This window comes from Paenibacillus sp. FSL W7-1088 (genome assembly GCF_037969855.1).
Taxonomy (GTDB): Bacteria; Bacillota; Bacilli; order Paenibacillales; family Paenibacillaceae; genus Paenibacillus.
Genome location: NZ_CP150216.1, coordinates 2,767,828 through 2,787,029 on the forward strand (window position 1 = coordinate 2,767,828; position 19,202 = coordinate 2,787,029).

Here is a 19,202-nt window from a genome sequence, read left to right on the forward strand (position 1 = left end):
CGTAAGTTAATTCAATGATGGTTTCGACAATTAAAACAAAATCTTTGCTGCTCAAGGAGTGTTCACTGCAAGATCGATTGCGAAGAGGCATTAGTTAAAACGAATGCGCAACGAACAAAAATAAAATTATAAGAGGGGGTTATCAGGATGAATAAACATATTGTTTATGAAACAAACAGCTCCTATTGGGATACAAAGGGAAATGACTTTTTAAGAGCAATCGTGCTTCCTTTTTATGGAGCATTTGTAACAGAGGAAAAATGCCAACTTTTTGGCGATGTCTCAGGAAAAAAGATGTTAGAGATTGGTTGTGGAGATGGTCAGTCTTTGCAATATCAGGGAGAGCGTAAAGCAGCGGAACTATGGGGGATGGATATATCGGAAAAACAAATTGAAAAGGCAACGCAACATTTGAAAACGTGTGGTCTTTCAGCAAAATTGATCTGTTCTCCCATGGAAGAAGAATGTAACATTCCCGTGGATTATTTTGACTTTGTTTATTCGATTTACGCTGTAGGCTGGACAACCGATCTTGAAGGAACTTTTCGTCGGATCGCTTCTTATTTAAAAAAAGATGGCATATTTATTTTCAGTTGGTCGCATCCAATTCACAAATGTGTTGTTGAAGAAAATAATAGATTTTCTTTTAACAAGTCTTATTTTGATGAATCTTGGTATTCGGTCGCTCCTGATTTTGTTCAAGGCGAGCTAACTTTGTCTGATCGTAAACTATCAACCTATATCAATGCGTTAGCGAAAGCAGGGTTTGTCATTGAACAAATGATTGAAGAAACCGATCAGGAAATAATCCAACTGCATGATGAAAATAATGATCTCGTAAAAAGAGCGAAGATGTTTCCTGTAACCTTTGTTATCAAAGCAAGAAACTGTTCTGATAGTTCAGTGTAGAGTAATTCCAGACGTATTCTTATAAGTGGTTCAACTAGTGAATCTAATGTATTAACCATTGACACTCCTCCTAATTAACTCTATAGAGTTATTATATAACCTCAAAGAGTTAATTACAAGGTGGATTTTTAACTTTATAGAGTTATTAGTTCTCTTTTCATTGATGATTGCTGATATGGGAGATAAGATGGAATTATGGAGGGGAAAAGATGACCGTAATCAAGTGCAATATAAGAGGACTCATGGCAGAACATCGAATCGATGATATAACAGAATTGATGGCGAAATCCGGCTTAAGTAGGAATTCAATCAATAAGTTATACCGGGAAACCAATATAGAAACAACTAAATTAGAAACCTTATTTAAGCTATGCGATACATTTAACTGCAAGTTATCTGATTTGATTGAATATGTACCTGGAGAAAATAGATAGCGAAGGTAGATTCAAGAAGTGTTTTTGTCGTTTAACATTATAATCAAGCAGCGGCTCCATTGGAGCCTTGGTCTGCTGTAGGATTTTGTGGAGTTGCTTTAGTAGATACGCTCAGCTAGCTATATCAGACAATACATAGAAATAAAGGAGAGCGAAACAATGTTTAAATATGAAATTGATGAATCTTCTTATTTATCGCTATTGGAAATTAAAGATGCAGAACAATTATATAATTTGATTAACAGTAATAGGGATCATATAGGTGAGTGGTTGAAGTTTCCTAGTATTACTGTAGAAGCGGATGATTCAAAAACCTTTATAGAAAGAACACGGATAAGATATGCCAAGGAAGAGGGTTACTGGTTAGGAATATGGAGTGAGGATAAACTTGTGGGTTCTATTGGTTACTTATATCTAGATCAAGAGAACAAAAAAACTGAAATCGGATATTGGCTAGGTAAAGAATATGAGGGTAAGGGATTAATTACTAAATCTATTAAAGTACTAATAAATCATGCTTTTGACGAACTGAAATTAAATAAAATTGAAATAGGAGTAGCTACAAACAATTTAAAGAGCCGTGCAATTCCTGAGAAATTAGGGTTTAAACGTGAAGGTGAACTAAGAGATTACGAGTATATCAATGGAAGGTTTCTAGATAGAATAATCTATGGATTGAAAGCTAATGAATGGATATCGGAATAGTGTTTTTTTATAGAAAGCATCGCATCATCTGAGATTAAATTCTACGATTGGGCTTATGCCTCTGTCGTTCAATTAACAATCTAGGAATTTGATCCTGACGACACTCGAGCCGACCTAAGGTAGTAGCTATTTAAACCTAATTTAGTGACAGGAGGCGAAAGTTTGATTTCTGAGAAAAAGCTTAAACGGGTTGAACTTGTTCGTGCTCTTGTTCTTGAAACGCTACTTACCACAGTGAATACCTCCAAGAATGAAGAAGCATTGTTTAATCTTTTCGGGGTTTCTAGCTTTGCTTCTTTACTTGCCATACGAAGACAACAAAATTCGGAAATTGCTGCGATCGCAGGGTTGCTCCATGATTTTTATTTCTATAAAACCGGCATAAAATACTTCCCTGGTCCTAACAGTGCAGATTCGGTAAGACCGATTTTGCGTAGCACCCAAATCTTTACCGACGAAGAGCTATCTGTCATTCTTCGATCGATCTTTTATCAAAAAGATAAACATCGGGTCCATGGACCGTATGAAGAAATTATTAAAGACGCCATACTTATACAGATGTATGTTCAGAATCCGGAGGATCTTTTTTCTGATATTGAGATAAATAGATTACAAAAAGGTTTTGTTGAATTAGGGATTCCGATCGAACAGGTAGAGGTGAAGTGCAAGAGTAACAGAGGAACGATAAACAAAAGAACGATAAACAGAGGAACTGAAGATAGACGTCTTAATTTGGCTGAAATTGCGGAAGCGCTTGCAGGTCAAAGGGTTATGGGAATTCCAGAGGATGAAGGCTATCGGGAAATATGCAAGTACTGGCCTGACTCGGATATCTATAAAGTACTGGAATCAAATTGGTGTGCCGCATTCGTATATCATTGCTGTATGCAGGCTGGCATCATACTCCCTATTCGATACCCGAATCACAATTATCGATTAGCTGGGGTTGGCGCGTGGTTAGATTGGGCTCAGCTACCTGAAACAAATTTTTTATATCAAGATGGATACCAGGGTTTTAAACCAAAGCGTGGTGATATTGTCATTTTTGAAAAGCTTCTATCCGATAATTCTCATGATCATATTGGAATTGTTTTGGCATGTGAGGGAAATCGATTATTGGTTGCAGAAGGTAACAAAGACAATAAAAACTTTTCCAGCGTTTTTTACAGGGATAGGGAACATTGTATTTACGGATATATACGTATAGACGACAGCTATCAATTTCATTTTGACGGGGAATATATACCGATTGTTTCTAAATTGAGTAAGTAACTTTAAAACCGAAGGAGATGGTCACTATCCTCCTAGTATATTGGCGGTATTTTCTTTATGTTTTGGATCATAAATTAAACGTTCTTATCGAATGTTGGACAGAAGGATTATATCTTCAAGGAATAATCCATGACATGTCTAAATTCTCTCCTAACGAATTTTTTCCTTATGCACGTAAATTCTATTCAAATCAGAAGGACGAGGATACCGAGGTGATGTGGAAGAATGCTTGGCTGCACCATCAAAATCATAATAAACACCACTGGGAATATTGGATAGTAAATAAAAATACTAGAGAAGCCTTACCAATGCCAAAGAAATATTTGATAGAAATGGTATGTGACTGGCGGGCTTTCTCAAGAAAATGGGGGCGTAAAGTTAAAGAAACTAATTTACCAGAAAGAATGATGACATCTGAAAGTATAATATTACACCCAAAGACAAGGGAAGAACTTGAAAATTTCATGAAGAAAAAACAACAACAATAAACAACAACAATAAACATAGTGAAGAAGGTGCACCTTTCATTGCTTAACCTAAAAATATCAAATAATAAAGCATTCATTGAACTGAATGATTATGTCTCACAGGTAAAGAATAAAATATCTGCTACCGCTGCTGCGACATATATTATTCATAATGATCGTATCTTGAATGAATGGTACTCAGGAGTACATGACAATTCTAAACATAGTCGATTAGTTGATGAGGAATCACAATTTAATGTTGCTTCAGTTCGAAAAACATTTTTAGGATTTGCTATTAGTCTTGCATTATATGAAGGTAAGGTCAGAAGTATAGATGATCTTGTTGTGGACTACTTGAATGAGTTAGATAGGGAAGCACTAAGGCATATAACAATACGACATTTGTTAACCCACACTCATGGTTTAGGTGATCTGCATAATAGATTGTTTCTTCAAGGAACCGACTGGAAGTACAATAATACAGGTGTTAATCTGCTTATTGAGATTATTCGGAAAGTATATAAAATCCCATTATCACAATTACTCGAAGAGCGTTTATTCTCACCTATGGGCTTTAGCCAAACAGGATGGAGAAAGGAAAATAATGAAAAATTAGTATGGCTTAATGAACAATATAAGGATGATCAAGGTAACCAAGCCAACTTATTTATGAGCACAAAGGAACTGGCATATTGGGGTTATCTGCATTTGAATAAGGGAGCTATAAACGGGAAGCAGATACTTCCTAAAGAAATATTTGAGCAAACAACCACTATAATTAGTCCTCCTGATCTGGAACAACAATTGCCGAGAAACGGTTTTTTTTGGTTTGTGCAAGATGAACCGAGGTCTTTTACAGAATTAGGTGATAAACTTCCACACGGTTCTTTCCAGTCTCTGGGCGCCACTGGATGTGCCTGTCTTGTCATTCCTAAGTGTAAAACTGTTGCGGTAAGAATGTATAATCAGACTGGACAAAATCCGTTAGGGTACGACTATCTTGAGGATATCAAAACATTTGGGGATTTGGTCTGTAAGTACATAGAAGATCTATAAACCGTGAACTTGGCTTAAATGATAATGATATATTTTTACTGGATAAGAATATATGTTCTGGTATAATTGAATTAAGAATAGTAAATCTCTTCCTCTAAATTTGGTTACAAATAAAAACAGTGAGGTGAGTGAGATGGAACAAAGGAATGCGTCAGAGGTAAGAATTGAACTATGGGACGAAGGAGATCTAGATTTGCTTTGCCGATTAAATTCGCCTGAGATGACAGTACACTTCGGAGGACCAGAGACTGAGGAGAAAATTCTAGCTCGTCATAAGCGCTATTATGAAATCGCCCAAAATGGAACAGGGAAAATGTTTAAGATCCTCTTGCTCCCGCATCTTGAAGTCGTGGGTAGTGTAGGGTATTGGGATCAGACGTGGAAAGAAGAATCTATTTTCGAGATAGGTTGGAGTGTTTTATCGGAATATCAAGGTAGAGGAATAGCGACAGAAGCAACAGCAAAAGCCATAGCTTCTATCCGTTCTGAAAAGAAGAAACATAAATTCATTCACGCTTTTCCTAAAACCAAGAATCCCGCTTCAAATGCCATTTGTCGCAAGCTGGGCTTTTCGTATATTGGCGAGTGTGATTTTGAATACCCTATTGGGACTACCATACGATGTAATGACTGGAGATTGGCAGTCGAGGAAAATTAAGATCAAGATCATGGAGGGATTTTTAAATCAGCTGCATGGCTTTCTCCCATATTTCAGGGCAGATGAGAGACCATCTGCTTTTTTTTTTGCTTGATTTACTTCATATATGTAATAATATGGTTAGCGCTGAGTGAAACTACTTAAACCATTAAGGAGAACTAAAATGTCTCAGTTTCCCGAATTAGAAACAAAAAGACTTGTATTAAGAGAGCTAACACAGAATGATTCCACAGAACTATTTCAATTTTTTTCATTGGATGAAGTTACGAAGTTTTATGATGTGGAGAGTTTTACAACCATTAAACAAGCAGAAGAATTAATTCAAAGATGGAATGAAAGATATGAAACAGGTCAAGTCATTCGTTGGGGAATCACTTTGAAGTCGGAAAACAAAGTAATTGGAACATGTGGCTTTCATGGCAGGGTGAAAAATCATTATAAAGGTGTCATTGGATATGAACTAACACCAGAATATTGGCATCAAGGTTTTATGACCGAGGTAGTTGAAAAGGTAATTGAATATGGATTTAATAAGCTTGGCTTAAACCGAATTGAAGCATTTGTAGAACCAGAGAATGTGGGATCAAGAAAGGTTCTTGAGAAAATCGGCTTCAGAGAAGAAGGCATATTGAAGGAAAATTTTTATTGGAAGAATCGATTTGTTGATAATGCCATTTATGCATTTCTTAAGAAAGACTATAAAGTGCATTAATAACTAAACGAAAGAAGGATAACTTGATGATTACAATTAGATTTGTCTCAAATGAGGATATCCCACACATTTAATCCATAGCTCAAGAAACATGGAATTATACTTATAAAGGCATATACTCCGAAGCCTACATACAAAATTTTCTAAGTAGAGCATATTCAGATGAGAATTTAAGTCGATCTGTCGAGAGAGAGCTTCAAAGTGCCAAACGGCATTTTTTAATAGCTGAATTTAATGGCAAAGTCGTTGGATATGCTCAAACAAGACAAGTGAAAGAAGAAGAATACGAATTGCTAAGAATCTATATACGCCCTGAATATCACAAAATGGGAATAGGTAAAGAGTTCATTCAGAGATTCACTCAAGTTTTAAAGCCAATAAATAAACTGTTAGCCTGGGTAGGGAAAGAGAATCATAGAGGAAGGGCATTTTATGAGAAAAGTGGATTTAAAGAAATAGAAGAAATGATCGAAACCATAGAAGGGCACAGTAAAACGCAAGTTAAATATGAATTGGATATTTCGTAGGGAAAGGTGGGTTCATCAATGTTTTTTCTTCAAATGTCGGGATTTCCTGGTTCTGGTAAGTCGACTCTTTCAAGACGGATCGCTAAAATAACGGGTGCCATAATTATTGATCATGATATCTCAAAGTCTTCCATATTACAATCCATTGGGAATAGTAATTTAGAATTAAAAGTTCTAGGTATGACTTCATATAATATGGATTGGGCCCTGATAGAGTTTTATCTCTCCCAAAGCTATGACGTAATATTCGATAGCCCATGCTTTTATCCTGAGATGATTGAAAGAGGTTCATCATTAAGTAAGAAGTATAATGCTAAATATAAGTACGTTGAATGTTACCTGAATGACTATCATGAAATAAGTAAAAGATTACAAAATCGAGAACGGATGATAAGTCAGATTTCGGGCACATCTGAAGAAGAGTTTAGAAAAAATATTAATGAAAGTAAGAGACCTAATGATATTCCATGTTTGCTTGTTGATTCGTCACAACCTATAGAGATGTATTTAAATAAAGTTTTAAATTATATTGATGAACAATAAGTGATATCTCGTGAAATCGAAGATCCAATGAGAAAAAAATGCAAACGCTTTAAAACATTTTCCAAGTCGTGATTCTAAAAATAAAGAAAGAAGGCTGAATTTGAAGGTGCATGACATCTTATTACATAAATTTCAATATCGTAAATTGACTGAGCTTACCGGAGGTTACACCAACAGCAGTATATTACTTGAGGGATCAGATCCTCTGGTCGTAGCAAAGATTTTCAATGCTCATAATCGTGATGCGATAACAGAAATTAACTGTTTAACCCTATTGAATAATTCAGGTGTGTCGCCAAAGATTCATGATTATTTTGAAGACAACGATTCACAGTACATTATTATGGACTATGTGCACGGAATTAACAGCCAGATATTTCTTGATGATGGAGACATTCGCAAAGCTAAGGCAATCTACAAGTTACTTGGAATTCATCTTGCAAAAGATATTCACTCATTAAAATGGAGAGAGGTTGACTTTGACCTGCCAATCATAGAACTAATAAATATTGATATTGATGCTCTTAACTATGTATCGAATGATCAAAAGGAACAAGTGAAACAGATACTTAATGTATCAGTTATAGGGGAGAAAACCTTAATCCATGGAGATTATGGGCCGCATAATGCAATTTTATCTAATAAATTAATATCTATTATTGATTGGGAGTGGGCGGGCTGGGGGAATCCACTGCAAGATGTCGCATGGGTAACATGGTTTGTACATTTACATTATCCAAACTTCGCTCGTGAGTTGTCTGAGATTTTTATTAATGCGTATAGTAAATTTTCAGATCTTAAGATTACCAATGAATTAGTGAAGGTATACTCAGTTTCAAGAGTAATTAATGTTTTAGATCGGATAAAGTACACAAATGAAGAAGTGAAAAATGAATGGCTAAGAAGATTGGAATGGACATTGGAAACCAATTTTGTAGGATAATTATATTGAATTCTAAAAAAAGATTACGATGAAACTACGCTTAATCTAACAGCAGCGAGTATAAGTAATCGATCCGTTTGCTGAACAACAACGTTATAGAATATCAGCGCAAGGATGCAATGAGTTAAAGAAAATACTTTTTCGGTTGTTTGGTAGATTAGATAAAAACCATAGATCGGAGTGTGCTCATGGAAATTGAATTAGAAGTAATTCAGAGTATGTTAATTAAATTTAAGTCTGAAAGAAAATGGACACTCCAGGCTATCTCACAATTATCAGAAGAAGATATCACATGGTCACCAAATCAAGAAAGTAATAGTATTGCAAATTTGGTTGCACATATAAGAGGTTGTGTTCACTCAAGAATTGAAACGATATTTTATGATATTGCTGATTCAAGAGACAGGGATAAGGAGTTTGAATATGAGCTTAAAATGTCGATAGAAGAAGCCTATAACATGACTAAGGAATCATTCGATATTATCATTCAATATCTTGAATACCTCAGTTTCAACCCAAGCTTGTTGTTATCTCAACCTTTCATTAATCGTCCCCCTCTTACATTCAGTCAAGTAAATAATGAAACAACGGTTTTGAATCTAATGATAGCAATGGTAAGAGAAATTCATTATCACACGGGTCAAATCATATATGCAGCCAAAACAAGGAAAGGACAGCTAGTTTGGCAATACGATTGATATCAACAGAACGCAATAGAAAACGTCTAATCCAAAAAAGGAGATGGTACCTATCTATTCTTATAGATCTCTAATGAATGAAGACTTGAAAAGTATAAGTTCTTTTCCTCAGTCAAAGGAAGAATTGTTTTATATTAGTCCTCGGTTTAAATATCCTTTAACACCAGATCAAATATTAAAGCTTCTTGAGAATCGATACGAACCAACAGTTATTGTTGATGAGGAGTCAGGTCAAGTTGTAGCTTATGCCAATTTATATGACTATAAAGATGATGTATGTTGGTTAGGCAACGTTATTGTATCGAAGGATTTTAGAGGAAAAGGTGCTGCTAATTATTTGTTGAAAACGATGATAATGAAGGCGAAATCGATTTATAAAGTTAAAGACTTATTATTATCATGTCATAGCACGAACTCAAGAGGACTAGCATTTTATTACAAGCAAGGATTTAAACCTATTGATATGCGAATAACGGATTTAGATGAACAAAAAATAATAACTTTACTAATGAAGTTAGAGATTTAGAATGCATTCAAGAAGAACGAAACCGCATATTATACGTGTATTGTTGGGAACTAACATAGAAGCAAAACACTAAATTAGCTTTAATAACGGAGGATGATATGAAATGGAAATCTCATTATCCAAAGCAGGTCTTAAAGAAGCTTCAATTATTCACGAAATGCAAATAAAAGCATTCATGCCTCTATTAAATAAATATAAAGACTATGAAACAAGCCCAGCAAATCAAACGGTAGAACAAATAGAAGATCGAATTAATCAAAGCTATACCGATTATTACCTAATAAGAGAAGCAAATATTCCTGTGGGGGCCATTAGAATAGTAAAAAAGGAGAATAAAATCTATCGAGTAAGCCCTGTATTTATTTTACCCGACTACCAAGGGAGAGGGATTGCACAAAAAGTATTTTCAATGATTGAAGATAGGTACAGCGATGCGAGAATATGGGAGTTGGCTACAATCTCAGAAGAGCAGAGGAATTGTTACCTTTATGAGAAATTAGGATATAGACAGAAGGGAGATACGAAACAAATTAACGACAAGATGACAATTGTGATTTATGAAAAACGTATGACCTAGGTTATCAAGAAAAAATCAAAGACTATATCGATGCGCGTGAAGGCTAACAAAATTGTATAACGTAATATTCAAGCTTTGGTCCTGACGGAAGTTTGATCTGAGGGATGGAGATTGGAAAGTATCTCAATTGAGACCCCTTTTTAGGGTTCATAGATACAGAAACGTTATTGGAAATAACCAAAATCATAATAAAGGGAGTATGACCAGTGGAGAGTAAAGTGACGTTTAATTGTATTGCTAGTGAATATGAAAAATATAGACCCACCTACCCAAATGAAATGTTTGACGATATTTTCAATTATTCAAATGTAGTAAAAGAAGATAAAATTCTTGAAATCGGTTGCGGAACTGGACAAGCAACAAGTGGATTAGTTAATAGAGAATATAAAAATATTACATGTATTGAATTGGGGGATAAATTAGCCCATCTCACTGCAGAAAAATTCAAATCCTATACATCTCTTAAAGTGATCAATACATCGTTCGAAGATTGGGACGGTGAAGGTAATCCTTTTAAATTAGCAGTTTCGGGTACTGCATTTCATTTTATTGATCCTCAGTTTGGTTACCGCAGGGTGTGGGAGTTACTTGAGGATTCAGGTGCAATTGGTTTCTTCTGGACCATTCATGTGCCAATGTACGATGAGATCCATAATGAAATACGATCTCACTATAAAGAGTTTGCACCACATTTGGACGATTCAACATTACAAACACCTGAAGAAACTATAAATGAAAGAAAAGCGATCACTGAAGGAACAGGTAATTTTAAAAGTATAGAAGTCAAAGAATATAGCCAAATCCTTTCATATACAAGCAGCGATTATATTTCTTTGCTTAATACCAATTCAAAGCATAGGCAACTGTCTGAATCGGACAGAAACAATTTGTTAAATAGAATCAAAAATTCTATTGATAGATCAGGTGGATATATTTTTAAAGACCATAGAGTTGCTTTATTTTTAGGAAAGAAGATGAAGTAACTCAAAGTATTCATTTCGAAATGTGACAACGATATAAACACTATAAAGAAAATTTGAAACTAATAAAGGACTGGTTGCATGTTCTATGTTAATTCAAGAGCGATCATTGAAAGATCTGGTAACGAAGCAACGGAGATTGTCATACAAAAAAGAACAAAGACAGATTCCTCTTTTCAGTTTGAACTTCCTGGAGGTAGAATTGAACCGTTTGAATCGTTAGTCCAAGCTCTGGTAAGAGAGGTTAAAGAAGAAACTGGATTAAATGTGTATGAAATAGAAGGCACTGAAACAAGAATTGATACGATTGGAATTAATCCTGAATTTGAAGTGGAGTGTCTTAGACCATTCGCAGCTTATCAAACCATTAAGGGACCAATTGATTCCGTTGGATATTATTTTAGATGTAAGGCAAGTGGAGATTTGTTAGAAGCTGGTGACGAAACAAAAGATATTCAATGGATTGATATTAAGAAACTAAATAAATTATTTATGGAGAACCCATTAGATTTTTCCGACGTTGATCGTGCTGGAATTAAGTATTACCTGAATTATCAAGGATTTTGAGAGGAGCTGGGATTGATGGATTTTATATATGGAGAATATCTTATCAGTGATAACAAAGAACTTATGGATATCCCTGCGGTAAAGGGTTTCTTAGCTAGAAGCTATTGGGCCAATAAGAGATCCGATGAAAAAATTGAAAAGTCCATCCATTCTTCAGTATGTTTTGGGATTTATAAGGAAGAAATTCAAGTTGGTTTTGCAAGGGTTGTCACAGATGATGCGACAATGTATTGGCTTTGTGATGTTATTATTCATGAGGAATATAGGGGCCAAGGACTTGGTAAGAAACTAATTGAAGTGATAACACAATCGGATCGCTTTAAAGATTTAATGGGGTTACTCGGAACATTAGATGCACATGAATTATATGAACAATATCAATTTAATAGAAATAGTGAACGCTTCATGATAAGACTTCCTGATTATTTGAGGGCGTGATGACTATGAAGAAAGCTATTTATTTTCTTTCTTTGACCATTGGAATAGTTTTTATAGCCCTTGGAGTAATACCAGCTATCTTTGCCTATCCCTACAGTGATGAACCAAACTCCGGGCCGGCAAGCTTTTGGGAACTGATTCTAATCATTAGTTACGAACAATGGATATTGTTTCTGATTGTTGGTCTGATATTAAGTCTTTTTCCTGCGTTAAAGCTACGAAAGACATGAAGGGAGATTTTATCAATGTACAAACTTAAAACAAAAGAAACAGACAACAGTGTCATTGAGTTTATTGAAAGTGTTGAGAATCCCAAAAAGCGTGAAGACGCGTATCAACTACTGGATATTTTCACTGAAACAACAGGGTACAAAGCAAAGATGTGGGGACCGAGTATTATCGGATTTGGTGCTTATCATTATAAATATGTTTCTGGTCACGAAGGAGATGCACCATTGGTGGGCTTTTCTCCCCGAAAAGCAAAAATCAGTTTGTATTTTGCGACAGGTGATGCAGAGCGAGAGGATCTATTAAGGGACTTTGGAAAACATACTACAGGAAAAGCTTGTGTTTACATCAATAAAGTTGCAGATATCGATACAGATGTATTAAAAGCGTTGATCAACCAATCCATCAGGTTTTTGAAAGAAACCTATCCGGATCATTAATTCCTGTTCGCTATTATTATTGGAGGTTACGTGATGCAAGAAGAGAACATTCATATACGATGGGCGAACGGAAATGATGCAGAGGACCTTCTTAAGCTCAATGATGCTTTTAATGGAGTAGGTACAACCTTAGAAGAAGTAAAAGAGAGCCTTGCTTTATCTAATGAGTTGATTGCTCTAGCTGTGATTGACGGCCAGGCAGTTGGATTTGCTTGTGCTCAATATTTTAAATCTTTTTGTTATCGTGGACTCCAGGGAGAAATCACAGAAATGTATATTGCCGAAGTTGCCCGGAGAAGAGGATTGGCTACGTTGCTAATTGCTTTTATAGAGGAGGAACTTAGAGAACGAGGTGTTACCAGTGTAAAGATTCTGACAGGCCAAAGAAATGAAAGGGCTATAAAGACATACGTAAAATCAAACTATGCCAGAACGGAAGAAGTATTGCTACAAAAGAAACTATAAGGAGCATAATCGAATGTCTGAATATTATTGGGATAATAAAATTGAATACCTAAGAAATACGAGATGGCTTTATTACAATGATGATTATCTGCAATTTTTAGTGCAATTTGTTTGGAAGATAGATAAACCTGTAAGCGTTATCGATTATGGATGCGGGTTTGGTTATTTGGGTCTTAAACTACTCCCTTTGTTACCAAAAGGGTCAACCTACACTGGAGTAGATAAGGGTGAAACATTAATCAATGAAGCTAAGACGATCTTCTCCCAACTTCCTTATGATACAGAATTTATTACTAGTGATATAGAAGACGTTGTATTGGAGAGGAAGTATGACATTGCATTGAGTCATGCTTTTTTATTACATATGGATGACTCTGTGAAAATACTCCAAAGGATGATTGAAAGTGTGTTGGAGGGTGGAAGAATCATTTGTTTTGAACCTCATTGGATTGGGAATATGGCGAACTATCATGTGGAGGGCGTTGAACAAAGTGAAATCATTAAACTAGGCGTTTTACAGAGATTATTTGAACAAGATCATATACGTACAGGTAAAGATGGAAATATTGGAATGCGATTGCCTATATTAATGAGTCAATTGGGATTAACGAATGTGGAATGTAGAATGAGTGATAAGGTCAACTTTCTAGATCAAAACATGGACTCTGCCAGAAAAAACATTCTCTATCACTCACTGAAAGAAGAAGGTATAGGACAGGACCCTGGTGATTCAGTAGAGGTAACACGCTTATCAACTCGAGGCTTAACCCAAAATGAAGCAAAGGCACAGTATGAAGCTGAATTAACACTCTCCAAAGTATTTGATGATGAATCTTGGTTGACTTATGCAGCCAGCATGAAGATTTCATTTGGAACGGTTCGAAGGGAAGAGTAATAAGAACTGTGGGTTCACGGATTGCACTTTGTTATTGCTAATTGAATGCAGAGGACCTTTTGATTAAAGGGTGCTTGTTATTTTACTTAGAAGTATTGAATCTAAAACATAATAAGGAGGACTTTAAATGAAATTTATTGTGTCTGCAAGTGTGATTGTCCTTAATGAGAACGATGAAATCTTACTTATGAAGGGAAGGAGAGGTTGGGAAATGCCTCAAGGCTGTGTGGAAGAAGGTGAGACCATCACACAAGCTGCTATTCGAGAGGTGAAGGAAGAGACTGGAATTGATATTGAACTTATTAAGTTTTGTGGCCTATATCAGAATACTACGCGGGGAGTGTGTAACCATATATTCACTGGAAAACCGATTGGAGGAACTCTAACTACAAGTAGTGAAAGTGATGAGGTTGGTTTTTTTACACTAGAACAAGCCAATGAAATGATAACCTGGGGGAATTTCAAGGAGAGAATTCACAAAGCATTGGATGAGAGCACTCATCCCATTCTAGTTGAGTTCTCTGAATAACATATGGGTGAAGGTATCTTGAATCATAGCAAAACAATATGGACTCAAGTAAGTCATTAATCTACTCCAACGAAATATAATTCGGCAAACGAATGGGATATTTGAATGAATCCAATTACTATAGAGCCAATCGATAAAACGAATTGGGAAGAAGCGATCGCAATATCTCTACTTGAAACGCAAGTCAATCTTGTTCCGACGGTCATCGAATCTTTAGCATATGCCTACGTGAAACCTTGGGATGCAGCTTTTGATCCATATCTTTTGCGCAAAGGCGATAAAGCTTTCGGTTTTTTCTATTTATCCTACACACCAGCTAGTACTGATAATTATTGGATTGGAGGATTTCAAATAGATAAGAACTATCAAGGAAAAGGATTAGGAAGGAAATCACTTTATACGATACTGGAAAGTATTCAGGATAAGCATCCACAATGCCAAATCATCTCACTAACCGTAGAAAAAAGTAATGCTCATGCAAGAGCGTTATATGAGAATATAGGATTTATTGATCAGGCATTTGAAAATCAGGATGGTGAAGTAGTATATAAAATAAAATTGAAATAAGCAGAAATCAGTCATTTTGAAGGTGCAATGATCCATTTTAATAAAAAAAGGTGGGGATAGTATGGTGTACGACGATCTCAATAAAACGATGGCCACAGAGAGGTTGCTGTTAAGATTATTTACGAAAGCAGATGCTGAAACCGTTACGAGACTATGTAATGACTACAACATTTATAAAAGTACCCTCACATTACCCTACCCATATACATTAGATTGTGCATTGTCTTGGATAGAGCACCATAACGAAAATTTTAATGCGGATAAATGTTATGAATTTGCTATTTGTGATCGGAAAACAGGTGATTTATACGGGGCAATAGCATTATCTAATCAACAACGTTACGATAACGGGGAGTTATCTTATTGGGTGGGTCATCCGTTTTGGGGAAAAGGTTATGCAACGGAAGCGGCTAAAGCCATGTTAGACTTCGCTTTTGATGTGAAAAAATATCATAAGGTATATGCGCGACACTTTGCTTCTAACCCGGCATCCGGACAAGTTATACAGAAGATTGGCATGATAAAAGAAGGCGTACTGAGGGATCATGTCAAGAAAGAAGGTCGATATGAGGATCTGATTTACTACGGAGTAGTAGAAATAAAGTGAAAAAATAAAGTTCAACCCAATGCGGAGGGTTACATATTGAAAATTAAACCATATGGAAAAGTTTTACTTTTATGGATGTAGTGTTAGAAATTGCTTGACTACTTTCTGTTTTTTTATAAAACCATATGCAAATTCTATTGTTATTTTTAATGGAGGTAATATATGAATACACTGATTCCATCCTTAGATCTGATTAAAGAAATTGAACTCTCGGAAATCGATTATATGACAGATCGGATGCTTGCTATACAAGGTCGGGACTCTAATCCAGAAGGAATTGAGATTCAGCAATTTGGAAATGCCATGTGTTTCTACAGTAAGACCATGCCATGGCCCACGTTCAATACGGTGAAGGGGCTAACAAATAATGAACTGGAACACCTGGATGCTATCATTGATTTTTATAGACAGCGAGGTCGAAAGGTTCAGTTCGAAGTCATTCCATCTGTGGTGGATCAGAACTTCTTGAAACGCTTAACCGATATAGGCATGTATACAGCGGGATTTCATTCATCTCTGATCATCAAGCCTGAAGAAAAAAAGAATCACTCAGAACATATCCGAATTCAAGAACTTGAAGAGGATCAATTCGAGCTATACGCGACCATCCATTGCAGGGGGACCGGTTTGTCGGATGACGGTATCCCTTATGTCGCCCAGAATAATAAGGTTCTTTATCACCGTCCAGGGTGGAAATTTTACATCGCATATGTCAATGATGTCCCTGCAGCGGTAAGTGTTCTGTTTATTAAGAATCAAAAGGCATCCTTAACCTTTGCAGCAACATTACCTGAGTTTAGAAATCAGGGGGTACATCAGCAGCTTTTGAATAGAAGAATAACGGAAGCCTTGATTAAGGAATGTAATCTGGTGGTAGGGCAATGTTCATTTTTATCTCAAAGCCATCGCAATATGGAGCATGTCGGCATGAAGTTGGGATATATCCGAACAGCATGGACTGAAAGATAAGAATCAGAGTGAAATAGGAGGCAGCTCATGAACAATACAAATAAAATCCTGGGTGCGGTTCTCATGATTAGCAGTATTTTTATTTCAACCTTAGATAGAATCTAGGTAAGAATTTCTATGGCCATAGTGGAAGCGGGATACGCTTCAGGTGGGACAACGCGCGAGTTAATCCCCGCAAACGATAATGGTTTCACGGGTTTTCTCGTATACTTCTTATTTTTCGTCGGATTTGTACTATTGGTTGCTGGATTCCCTGGGAATTCCAGAAAGGATAAAACAAATAGGTACCCACAAAATCGATCATAGGGGGACTTGTTTTTCCGGAAGACTAGTTCTGGTGAGGAATGACCTTGCTACCTTTCTATCCGTCATGGGAACTGGTAGATAGGAGTTGATCATTGATTATGACCCACAATAGAAGGGAGGCATGGAAGTAGAGTATCTTTGGCTTTATCTGTTCATGGTAAATGTTCTGCTTGTTGCACGACCAATAATATAAGCGGAGGTTTGGACATGCTTATGAAAATGAAGAAATACGGCGTTTGCAGTTTAGCTCTGGTTTTGTTGGCATCAGTGGTCTTTACCGGTTGGAACAGTCGGGCATCGGCGGCAAATCGCCAATAAATTTGGCAATTATGGCTTCGATCTTCCAACAGACACGTACAGATCCTCTACGATCCCTAGTTCACAGAAACGCATTATGATCTCGGCTCACTATTACTCTCCTTGGGATTTTGCAGGCGAGGAAAACGGAAATATAGCGCAATGGGGAGCCACTGCCACCAATCCTGCCAAGAAGTCAACGTGGGGGCAAGAGGACTATCTGGAATCGCAGTTCAAATCCATGTACGATAAATTTGTAACTCAAGGTTATCCTGTCGTAATCGGCGAATTTGGCGCGATTGACAAAGCAGCATATGATTCCACAAACAATGTATATCGTGCCGCATTTGCAAAAGCAGTTACAAAAAAGCTAAATCGTACAAAATGGTTCCGGTATATTGGGATAACGGCTACAATGGACAGCATGGATTTGGTCTGTTCAACCGATCCAACAACACCGTAACCCAGCAAGGCATTATTAATGCAATTATGCAAGGTATACAATAAGGGCTTCCTTGAGGTATCCAAGGGGAAGAATGGTGTGAATAAATAGAATAATTTGGATTAAATTCAATTTACTTTAAGTGAACATATCGTTTATACTGGATTCACCTGGAAGAAAATGCTTTCATTCGACCTAAAGGGAAAATAGCATTCACGTTTATGAAAGCGCTTTTTTTAAAGGGTTGGAAAATAGAAAGAGAGGAGGCCAAATTCAAATTCCATAGTGTAGTTGAGAGAGTTGAAGCGGCTGGGAGTGCCGCGGACAACGATACTGGCATGATATTGAAGAGGAGGTATTTATAATGTTCAAAGCAAAACTTGTAAAGGCAGTAATGTCTGTTGCGCTCTTGAGCACGTTGTTCACTATCCCGAACCTGCCTTCAGCTAACGCGGCCGATGCCAGTTGTCCGAACGGTTATGTAGGTTTGACGTTCGATGATGGTCCAAGCAATAACACAACAAACGTGCTCAATGCACTGAAGCAGGCAGGCTTGCGTGCAACGATGTTCAATGTGGGACAGAACGCGCAAAACAATCAATCTCTGGTTAGTGCGCAGGTGGCCGCGGGTATGTGGATTGGCAACCATTCCTACACGCATCCTAATATGACAACATTAAGCAGCTCCCAGATGTCTTCGGAAATCACTCGGACACAGCAGACGATCCAGTCGATTACCGGAACTTCACCGAAGCTGTTCAGACCGCCTTACGGCGCGACCAACGCAACCTTGAAATCCGTTATCAGCCAGAGCGGTCTTACCGAAGTGCTGTGGAACGTGGATTCCCAGGACTGGAATGGCGCCACCACCGCCCAGATCGTAGCCGCAGTGAACAGGATGCAAAGTGGTGACGTTATTCTGATGCATGATCAATACCAGACGACACTGCAAGCGATTCCGCAGATTGCGCAAAATCTGAAGAGCCGCGGCCTTTGCTCCGGCATGATCTCTTCGAGTACGGGACGGGCGGTTGCCCCTGATGGAGGCACGACTAATCCTCCAAGCACCGGAACAAAAGTGGAAGCCGAGAATATGACCAAAGGCGGTCAGTATACCGGCAATATCAGCTCGCCATTTAACGGAGTTGTTCTGTACGCTAATAACGATTTGGTCAAATACACGCAGTATTTTGCAAGCGGCACCCACAATTTTTCACTCCGCGGGGCATCAAGTAATTCCAACATGGCCAGAGTGGACTTGAAGATCGGCGGCCAGACGAAGGGAACCTTTTACTTCGGCGGAAGCAGTCCTGCGGTCTATACCCTTAACAATATCAGTCATGGGACCGGAAACCAGGAGATTCAGCTTGTTGTGACAGCGGATGACGGAACATGGGATGTTTACCTTGATTATTTGGAGATAAATTAAAAATCCGAAGTGGTTA

At 37.1% G+C, this 19,202-nt stretch carries 27 protein-coding genes; all 27 read left to right on the top strand.

Annotation, left to right across the window (positions count from 1 at the left end; all coding sequences use genetic code 11):
- The first annotated feature begins 147 nt into the window (after positions 1-147).
- The gene (locus tag MKY42_RS12790) at positions 148-909 is read left to right on the top strand and encodes a class I SAM-dependent methyltransferase (protein WP_179265122.1); all 762 of its coding nucleotides are present in this window, start codon (positions 148-150) and stop codon (positions 907-909) included.
- 209 nt (positions 910-1,118) lie between these two features.
- On the top strand, positions 1,119-1,343 hold the full coding sequence (locus MKY42_RS12795; protein WP_090896328.1) for a helix-turn-helix transcriptional regulator: 225 nt from the start codon (positions 1,119-1,121) through the stop codon (positions 1,341-1,343).
- A 159-nt stretch (positions 1,344-1,502) separates the two neighbouring features.
- The gene (locus MKY42_RS12800) at positions 1,503-2,048 is read left to right on the top strand and encodes a GNAT family protein (RefSeq protein WP_090896333.1); all 546 of its coding nucleotides are present in this window, start codon (positions 1,503-1,505) and stop codon (positions 2,046-2,048) included.
- Between the two features lie 162 nt (positions 2,049-2,210).
- Positions 2,211-3,320 carry a CHAP domain-containing protein gene (locus MKY42_RS12805; protein WP_339851453.1) on the top strand — a complete coding sequence of 370 codons (1,110 nt, stop codon included), beginning with the start codon at positions 2,211-2,213 and terminating at the stop codon, positions 3,318-3,320.
- Positions 3,321-3,337: 17 nt separating this feature from the next.
- Positions 3,338-3,808, top strand: a complete 471-nt coding sequence (locus MKY42_RS12810; protein WP_257031443.1) for a DUF5662 family protein — start codon at positions 3,338-3,340, stop codon at positions 3,806-3,808.
- A 39-nt stretch (positions 3,809-3,847) separates the two neighbouring features.
- Complete coding sequence (locus MKY42_RS12815) at positions 3,848-4,843, top strand: serine hydrolase domain-containing protein (RefSeq protein ID WP_339851459.1); 996 nt, start codon at positions 3,848-3,850, stop codon at positions 4,841-4,843.
- A gap of 133 nt (positions 4,844-4,976) precedes the next feature.
- Complete coding sequence (locus MKY42_RS12820; RefSeq protein ID WP_339851462.1) at positions 4,977-5,501, top strand: GNAT family N-acetyltransferase; 525 nt, start codon at positions 4,977-4,979, stop codon at positions 5,499-5,501.
- Between the two features lie 163 nt (positions 5,502-5,664).
- Complete coding sequence (locus tag MKY42_RS12825) at positions 5,665-6,213, top strand: GNAT family protein (protein ID WP_339851465.1); 549 nt, start codon at positions 5,665-5,667, stop codon at positions 6,211-6,213.
- Positions 6,214-6,326: 113 nt separating this feature from the next.
- Positions 6,327-6,740: a GNAT family N-acetyltransferase gene (locus MKY42_RS12830; RefSeq protein ID WP_339852876.1), complete on the top strand. Its 414-nt coding sequence runs from the start codon at positions 6,327-6,329 to the stop codon at positions 6,738-6,740.
- A gap of 18 nt (positions 6,741-6,758) precedes the next feature.
- Positions 6,759-7,283, top strand: a complete 525-nt coding sequence (locus MKY42_RS12835) for an AAA family ATPase (protein ID WP_090896354.1) — start codon at positions 6,759-6,761, stop codon at positions 7,281-7,283.
- Positions 7,284-7,428: 145 nt separating this feature from the next.
- Complete coding sequence (locus MKY42_RS12840; RefSeq protein WP_339851468.1) at positions 7,429-8,226, top strand: aminoglycoside phosphotransferase family protein; 798 nt, start codon at positions 7,429-7,431, stop codon at positions 8,224-8,226.
- Positions 8,227-8,414: 188 nt separating this feature from the next.
- Entirely contained in the window at positions 8,415-8,924 is a 510-nt protein-coding gene (locus MKY42_RS12845; RefSeq protein ID WP_179265116.1) for a DinB family protein, read from the top strand.
- Positions 8,925-8,997: 73 nt separating this feature from the next.
- Positions 8,998-9,450, top strand: a complete 453-nt coding sequence (locus MKY42_RS12850) for a GNAT family N-acetyltransferase (protein WP_257031442.1) — start codon at positions 8,998-9,000, stop codon at positions 9,448-9,450.
- Positions 9,451-9,553: 103 nt separating this feature from the next.
- Positions 9,554-10,027, top strand: coding sequence for a GNAT family N-acetyltransferase (locus MKY42_RS12855; RefSeq protein ID WP_339851473.1), 474 nt, complete (start codon positions 9,554-9,556; stop codon positions 10,025-10,027).
- 206 nt (positions 10,028-10,233) lie between these two features.
- A complete protein-coding gene (locus MKY42_RS12860) occupies positions 10,234-11,010 on the top strand; it encodes an rRNA adenine N-6-methyltransferase family protein (RefSeq protein ID WP_090896370.1) in 777 nt (258 codons plus the stop codon).
- 78 nt (positions 11,011-11,088) lie between these two features.
- Entirely contained in the window at positions 11,089-11,574 is a 486-nt protein-coding gene (locus MKY42_RS12865) for an NUDIX hydrolase (protein ID WP_339851477.1), read from the top strand.
- A gap of 15 nt (positions 11,575-11,589) precedes the next feature.
- On the top strand, positions 11,590-12,012 hold the full coding sequence (locus MKY42_RS12870) for a GNAT family N-acetyltransferase (RefSeq protein ID WP_339851479.1): 423 nt from the start codon (positions 11,590-11,592) through the stop codon (positions 12,010-12,012).
- 5 nt (positions 12,013-12,017) lie between these two features.
- Positions 12,018-12,242 (top strand): hypothetical protein, encoded by a 225-nt coding sequence (locus MKY42_RS12875; RefSeq protein ID WP_143067012.1) that lies wholly within the window; start codon positions 12,018-12,020, stop codon positions 12,240-12,242.
- Positions 12,243-12,257: 15 nt separating this feature from the next.
- On the top strand, positions 12,258-12,680 hold the full coding sequence (locus MKY42_RS12880; protein ID WP_090896381.1) for a DUF1801 domain-containing protein: 423 nt from the start codon (positions 12,258-12,260) through the stop codon (positions 12,678-12,680).
- A gap of 33 nt (positions 12,681-12,713) precedes the next feature.
- The gene (locus MKY42_RS12885) at positions 12,714-13,145 is read left to right on the top strand and encodes a GNAT family N-acetyltransferase (RefSeq protein WP_090896385.1); all 432 of its coding nucleotides are present in this window, start codon (positions 12,714-12,716) and stop codon (positions 13,143-13,145) included.
- A 13-nt stretch (positions 13,146-13,158) separates the two neighbouring features.
- Entirely contained in the window at positions 13,159-14,040 is an 882-nt protein-coding gene (locus MKY42_RS12890) for a class I SAM-dependent methyltransferase (protein ID WP_090896389.1), read from the top strand.
- 127 nt (positions 14,041-14,167) lie between these two features.
- Positions 14,168-14,569, top strand: coding sequence for an NUDIX hydrolase (locus MKY42_RS12895; RefSeq protein WP_090896392.1), 402 nt, complete (start codon positions 14,168-14,170; stop codon positions 14,567-14,569).
- Positions 14,570-14,674: 105 nt separating this feature from the next.
- Positions 14,675-15,136, top strand: a complete 462-nt coding sequence (locus MKY42_RS12900; protein ID WP_339851486.1) for a GNAT family N-acetyltransferase — start codon at positions 14,675-14,677, stop codon at positions 15,134-15,136.
- Between the two features lie 61 nt (positions 15,137-15,197).
- The gene (locus MKY42_RS12905) at positions 15,198-15,743 is read left to right on the top strand and encodes a GNAT family N-acetyltransferase (RefSeq protein ID WP_339851489.1); all 546 of its coding nucleotides are present in this window, start codon (positions 15,198-15,200) and stop codon (positions 15,741-15,743) included.
- A gap of 162 nt (positions 15,744-15,905) precedes the next feature.
- The gene (locus MKY42_RS12910; RefSeq protein ID WP_179265110.1) at positions 15,906-16,712 is read left to right on the top strand and encodes a GNAT family N-acetyltransferase; all 807 of its coding nucleotides are present in this window, start codon (positions 15,906-15,908) and stop codon (positions 16,710-16,712) included.
- 700 nt (positions 16,713-17,412) lie between these two features.
- On the top strand, positions 17,413-17,778 hold the full coding sequence (locus tag MKY42_RS12915) for a cellulase family glycosylhydrolase (RefSeq protein ID WP_339851492.1): 366 nt from the start codon (positions 17,413-17,415) through the stop codon (positions 17,776-17,778).
- A 343-nt stretch (positions 17,779-18,121) separates the two neighbouring features.
- Complete coding sequence (locus tag MKY42_RS12920; RefSeq protein ID WP_339851495.1) at positions 18,122-19,186, top strand: polysaccharide deacetylase family protein; 1,065 nt, start codon at positions 18,122-18,124, stop codon at positions 19,184-19,186.
- Positions 19,187-19,202: the final 16 nt, after the last annotated feature.